Below are 5,775 nucleotides of genomic sequence, written 5' to 3'. Positions count from 1 at the left end.
ACATAACATAGGTATATCATTATTACAATTTTGAGAATAATGTCAATATTGACACTATAACTCCTTATTGTTATGATTAAATTCGTATGGATGCACGTATTGAAGCATCCCATCCCCATCTTGTTATGAGGAATAGTATGGATAGTATTGAACACATGGACCTCCGTGAGGTCCTTACCCTATTTGATTCCAGTACCCTAAGCGAGCTTGAGCTTTCCTGCTCACGCTTCTCACTGAAACTGAAAAGACCCGTTGATGGCCAGGCCATCGCCCAACCTGTTACGGTCATGAAACCGACCGTTCATGAAGCAGAAACAGCACCAACTACTACAACCAGCACAGAAGAACTGGAGACCATCACCAGTCCAATTGTGGGGACCTTCTACCTAACCCCGGCTCCTGATGCGCCTCCATATGTGAAGGTTGGTAGCAAAGTGGAGAGCGGGGACGTTATCTGCACGATTGAAGCAATGAAGCTGATGAACCAGCTTGAGAGTGATTACTCATGTGAAATTGTGGAAATACTTGCCAAGCCTGAACAGCTGGTGGAATTTGGCCAGCCTCTTTTCAAGGTCAAGAAACTATGATCAAGAAACTGCTCGTCGCAAACCGTGCAGAGATTGCGGTACGTATTATCAGGGCGTGTCGTGATCTGGGAATCAAGACTGTTGCTGTCTATTCCACGGCCGATGCCCTGGGTCTGCCTGTTTCCATGGCAGACGAGGCTGTCTGTATTGGTGAGGCACAAACAGACAAGAGTTACCTGAATGTGCGGAATATTATTACCACTGCCTGTGCACTTCGCTGTGATGTAATCCACCCTGGGGTAGGATTCCTCTCAGAGAATGCTGATTTTGCAAAGCAGGTGGAGGATGCAGGGCTTGTTTTCATTGGTCCTGAGAGTAAGACTATTGCATTGCTTGGGAACAAGGTTGCTGCACGGCAGGCTGCTCTTGCTGCTGGGATTCCCATTACCCCGGGCAGTAGCGAAGCGCTTGTAGATCTTGCTGATGCAAAGAAAACTGCCGAGCAGATTGGTTACCCCATCATCCTCAAAGCCGCCGCAGGGGGTGGGGGTAGAGGTATGCGCATTGTCAGGAAAGAGGAACAACTTGAGCAGTCCTTGCAGCTGGCCAGAAAGGAGGCTCTTGCCTTCTTTGGGGATGCCTCGGTGCATATGGAGAGGTTCCTTGAACAGCCACGTCATGTGGAAATCCAGCTCTTGGCCGATGGCCAGGGAGGTGTGGTCCACCTAGGTGAGCGAGACTGTTCAGTGCAGAAGAATCATCAGAAGCTCCTTGAGGAGAGCCCTTCTCCAATCCTTGATGAAGGACTGAGAAAGGCAATGTGCAATGACTCAGTGAGACTCTTCAAGGAGTTGGGCTACCGAGGCGCTGGAACCGTGGAGTTCCTCGTTGAGGGGGAAGCATACTACTTCATGGAAGTGAATGCACGCCTACAGGTCGAACATCCGGTAAGTGAACTGGTAAGTTCCCTTGATCTGGTACAGGCACAGATCAGGATAGCACAGGGGAATAAGCTTCCCTTTAAGCAAAAAGATATCCGTCTCTCTGGGTATGCCCTTGAGTGCAGGATCAATGCACTCTCTGCCGGGGTTATTACTACGCTTCAACTACCTTCAGGCCCTTTTGTACGTGTGGACTCCCATCTTGAGGCCGGATCCATTCTCAGTCCTTATTACGACTCAATGGTGGCGAAGATCATCATCTGGGCTCCTGACAGGGACCAGGGTATAGCCGTAATGCTCAGGGCCTTGGAGGAAGTGAATATCCAAGGGGTGACCACCAATCTGGAAGAGCAAAAACGCCTCATCGCCTCCAAACAGTTCAGGAGTGGTCGTTTCACAACCGACCTCTACCAGAAGGTTTGTGAACAGGAGAAATAACCGATGTCAAACGAAGTTTTGAAACGATGCCCCCAGTGCCAGAAAGATGTACAGGTAGGGGAGCATAAGATCTGCCCATATTGTAATTTTCATTTTCCGCTTACTGTACAAGAACGCCTCTCACTCTTTGCAGATGAAGGATCATTCAAGGAGATGAGTAGTGGAATGCAGTCGATGAACCCCATCTCCCTTGCAGGGTATGAGGAGAAGCTGAAAGAGAATCAAAAGAAATCCTCGCTGAGTGATGCTGCCACCATCGGTCGTTGCACGGTTGAGGGAAAACCCGTGGTTGTCGGTATCATGTCCTTCGCTTTCATGGGAGGCAGCATGGGTTCTGTAGTGGGCGAGAAAATCACCCAGGCCATGATCGAGGGAGCTCTCACTGGAGACCCTGTAGTCCTGTTTACTGCCAGTGGTGGTGCCAGGATGCAGGAAGGAATCTTCAGCTTGATGCAGATGGCAAAGACAGCCAGTGCTGCCGCACTCTTGGAAGAAACCCGGACCCCACTCTTTCTTGTCTTGACCAATCCCACCACCGGTGGGGTGACAGCCTCCTTTGCTATGCTTGGGGACGTCATACTCGCAGAACCCGAGGCAATTATTGGATTTGCCGGACCGAGAGTAATCGAGGGAACCATTGGTGAGAAGCTCCCTGAAGGTTTCCAGCGCTCAGAGTTCCAGCTTGAGAAAGGTTTCATCGATTCCATTGTTGAGCGCAAGAAGCTGAGAGAGACCCTCTCCTTCCTGATCGAAACCCACACAAGGAGGGCCTAATCCATGGCAGACAAGAAAAAACCCGTACTGCAAGAGACGGTAGAACATATTGAATCCATTCTCAGCACCAGCCAGACTTGTGAGGCAAAATCATCATGGGATTGTGTGCTTCTCTCCCGACAGAGCGGAAGAACCGGAGCAAAGGCCTTCATCAATATGATCTGTGACCAGTTCATGGAGCTGCACGGGGACCGAACCTATGGTGATGATCCTGCAATGATCGGTGGTATTGGAATGGTGGGTGGCAGGGCAGTTACTGTCATTGGAAACCGAAAGGGTGCCAATTTCAGGGAGAATGTTTCCTGCAACTATGGAATGAGTAATCCTGAAGGCTATCGAAAGGCGTTGCGTCTTGCCAAGCAGGCAGAGAAATTCGGCCGTCCCGTGGTCTGTTTTATTGACACCCCTGGAGCATATCCCGGACTTGGGAGTGAGGAGAGGGGAATAGGGGAGGCAATCGCCCAGAACCTGAAGGTGTTCTCAACACTCAAGACCCCAGTGCTCTGTTTTATCATTGGAGAAGGTGGTAGTGGAGGAGCCTTGGGTATCGGCATCGGGGATAAGCTCTATATGCTGGAGAATGCAGTCTATTCAGTCATTACCCCTGAAGGATTCGCTTCCATCCTGCTTCGCGACCCATCGAAAGCCAAGGAGGCAGCTGAAGCCATGAAGATGACCAGCCGACATCTGAAGGAGTTCGGGGTCATCCATGACATCATTGAGGAGAAGAGCCCGGAGGAAACGGCCCAGTTGATCAAGGAAACCATTATTCGTGACCTTGACAACCTCTGCAGCAAACCGCCTGAGCACCTGGTACGATACCGGTTGAAAAAGATTCGTGGTATCGGGGAAGTCAGTGGGGGAAAGGAGTGGTGGCAACCGCTTCTTGAGGTTTTCACCAAGACCCAGAGCTTCCGCTAAATGGCACGTGCATTCTTCTCAAGGTCTCGGATACCGGGAATGAAGAAGATGGCGGTCAGCAGGGAAGAGAGCAGATCGGAAATCGGTGCTGAATAGAGGATTCCCTGTAATCCAAAGAAGTGTGAGAAGAGCAGGATGGAAGGAATGAGGAAGAACCCCTGCCTCGAAAGGGTGAGCAGGAGTGCAATCCTACTCTTGCCAATTGCTTGGAAAAAGTTTCCTGCGATAATCTGAAACCCTACCAGTGGGGTGAGGAGGAACCAACGTGTCAGGGCAAAGGTCCCGAGCTCGAGCAGTGCAGGGTCACGGTTGAACATTGCCACCATGGTAGTTGGGAAGAATCTTGTAGCTAGGTATCCTATCATGATCACAGCGGTGGAGCTGATAATACCAAGCTTGGTGGCTTCCTTAACCCGGTCATACTTCTTTGCCCCGAAATTGAAACTGATCAGAGGCTGTACTCCTTGCTTGATGCCGATAACCGGCATGATAAGCAGAGTGTGCAGGCTGTTGACGATTCCCATTGCTGAGATACCAAGGTCCCCTCCATACTGCAATAGGGATTTATTGAGGATGATGTTCAGGAGACTGTTGGTTATCTGGAGTACAAAACCGGGTAATCCGAGGCTTATGATCAAGAGGGTATTGTGACGGCGGGGACGGATGGTGCTTAGTTTTAACTTCACCCTGCTACGCTTTCCCAGGAAGTAGGAGAGTACCCAGGTAAAAGAAACCATCTGGCTGATCACCGTAGCGAATGCAGCCCCTGCCATACCCCAATCCAAGGCATAGATGAAAATGGGATCGAGTACAATATTGGTACCGGCACCAAGGAACATGGAGAGCATGGCAATCTTTGGGTTTCCATCAGCGCGAATGAAGTTGTTCATTCCCATATTGGTTACCTGGAACAAAGCTCCAAAGAAAATGATGCGCATGTAGCTGGTTGCGTAGGGAAGTACCTGGTCACTTGCTCCAAAGAGAATAAGAATATCGGTAAGAAAGATCTGCCCGAGTACCAAAAAGGTGAGTCCGCTGCCAATAAGCAGGAAGAAAGCATTTCCCATCACTTCCTGTGCTTGGTCTTGTTCTTTTTGTCCAAGGCGAATGGAGAAGAGTGTTGCTCCCCCAATTCCAAACAGTACGCCCATTGCCATCAGGATGATCATGATTGGAAAGACAATAGTAATACCGGCAATACCATCAGCCCCGAGGGATGGGCTGTTCCCTATGTAGATCCTATCAACAATGTTGTAGAGTGCATTGACCATCATCCCTACGATGGCTGGAACACTGAAGCGGACCAACAGCTTGAAGATTGGTTCAGTGCCAAGAGGGTTCTCTTTTTCGAGGGTGGTGGTTCTCATTGTGCCGGCTCCTCTTTCAGTGCTGTAAAGATGGATTCCAGATCACTACAAAGCCTGTTGTAGGTATCTTCGCCAGCAAGTTTACTGATGTGTTCACTCCAGCCACGGACCACAGGAACCACTGAAGATTCCAGTGCTTTTCCTTTCTCGGTGAGATAGATGCGGTTGCATCGCCTATCCCTGTCATCATGCTTTCGTATGATGATTCCCTTCTCTTCGAGGGTATGCACCGTACGTGTGGTTGCCGCCTTATCGATATGAAGCCACTGGGATAGTTCCTCCTGTGTCCTTCCTTCTTTACGATAGAGGCTCATGAGGATTCCCACCTCAGCGCTGGTTATCCCATAGGCCTTCAAGCGGGCATTGAGATACATCTGCTTGTTTCTGTGGAGGATGGCGATCAAGCGGCCAAGACTGGTGTTCATATATGGATATAGTAAAGAAAATAGTTGATTTGTCAACCATTAATTTCAGATCGATCTATCAGGCATATTGAGGAGTATTCCTTGTTACTGCTTTCTGGTACATCGCTCGTTGTCGAGCTTTCCCTCAATGATGCTCCAAGCTTCTTCACTGTTTTCGAGTAATGACAGGGGGAGCAGGAATGCCCTGTCTTTCGTAATAAAGAGATATATAGCATCCTTTTCGTAATATGCGTGATAGACATCCTTCCATTGATAGCGTACCTGTTCCTTGTCATTGGAGATTTCAATGAAATCGGATTCTTCTGAAAACTGGATGGTGTATACCAAGCGGGGAGGGTTCAGGTCCTGAAGCTTTACCTGTTTTTTCAGTGATGCAAAAAAG

General features: G+C 49.3%; 7 protein-coding genes. 4 read left to right on the top strand and 3 right to left on the bottom strand.

Annotated features, from left to right (window positions below; translation table 11 throughout):
• Positions 1-137 precede the first annotated feature (137 nt).
• From accB to accA, 4 genes are read left to right on the top strand one after another with little or no spacing between them, the layout of a single operon-like run.
• Positions 138-587 (top strand): acetyl-CoA carboxylase biotin carboxyl carrier protein, encoded by a 450-nt coding sequence (gene accB, locus JF818_RS12640; protein ID WP_198892349.1) that lies wholly within the window; start codon positions 138-140, stop codon positions 585-587.
• Positions 584-1,906, top strand: a complete 1,323-nt coding sequence (locus tag JF818_RS12635; protein WP_198892348.1) for an acetyl/propionyl/methylcrotonyl-CoA carboxylase subunit alpha — start codon at positions 584-586, stop codon at positions 1,904-1,906. Before accB ends, JF818_RS12635 begins: the two co-directional genes overlap by 4 nt.
• Positions 1,907-1,909: 3 nt before the next feature.
• Complete coding sequence (accD, locus tag JF818_RS12630; protein ID WP_198892347.1) at positions 1,910-2,680, top strand: acetyl-CoA carboxylase, carboxyltransferase subunit beta; 771 nt, start codon at positions 1,910-1,912, stop codon at positions 2,678-2,680.
• Positions 2,681-2,683: 3 nt separating this feature from the next.
• The gene (gene accA / locus JF818_RS12625) at positions 2,684-3,601 is read left to right on the top strand and encodes an acetyl-CoA carboxylase carboxyl transferase subunit alpha (RefSeq protein ID WP_198892346.1); all 918 of its coding nucleotides are present in this window, start codon (positions 2,684-2,686) and stop codon (positions 3,599-3,601) included.
• On the opposite strand, the gene JF818_RS12620 is transcribed toward accA, so the two are convergent.
• The 3 genes from JF818_RS12620 to JF818_RS12610 form a co-directional block, all read right to left on the bottom strand.
• Complete coding sequence (locus tag JF818_RS12620) at positions 3,598-4,968, bottom strand: MATE family efflux transporter (RefSeq protein WP_198892345.1); 1,371 nt, start codon at positions 4,966-4,968, stop codon at positions 3,598-3,600. The genes accA and JF818_RS12620 overlap by 4 nt on opposite strands.
• Positions 4,965-5,393: a MarR family winged helix-turn-helix transcriptional regulator gene (locus tag JF818_RS12615; protein WP_198892344.1), complete on the bottom strand. Its 429-nt coding sequence runs from the start codon at positions 5,391-5,393 to the stop codon at positions 4,965-4,967. The genes JF818_RS12620 and JF818_RS12615 overlap by 4 nt, the downstream gene beginning before the upstream one ends.
• Positions 5,394-5,477: 84 nt before the next feature.
• Positions 5,478-5,775, bottom strand: a 298-nt coding sequence (locus tag JF818_RS12610; protein WP_198892343.1) for a YcxB family protein, incomplete at its 5' end; no start/stop codon positions are given.

It is taken from the genome of Sphaerochaeta sp. S2, from assembly GCF_016406725.1.
GTDB lineage: Bacteria > Spirochaetota > Spirochaetia > Sphaerochaetales > Sphaerochaetaceae > Sphaerochaeta.
The sequence above is the reverse complement of the archived record's forward strand: the minus strand, read 5'-3'. Positions and strand labels throughout refer to the sequence as shown.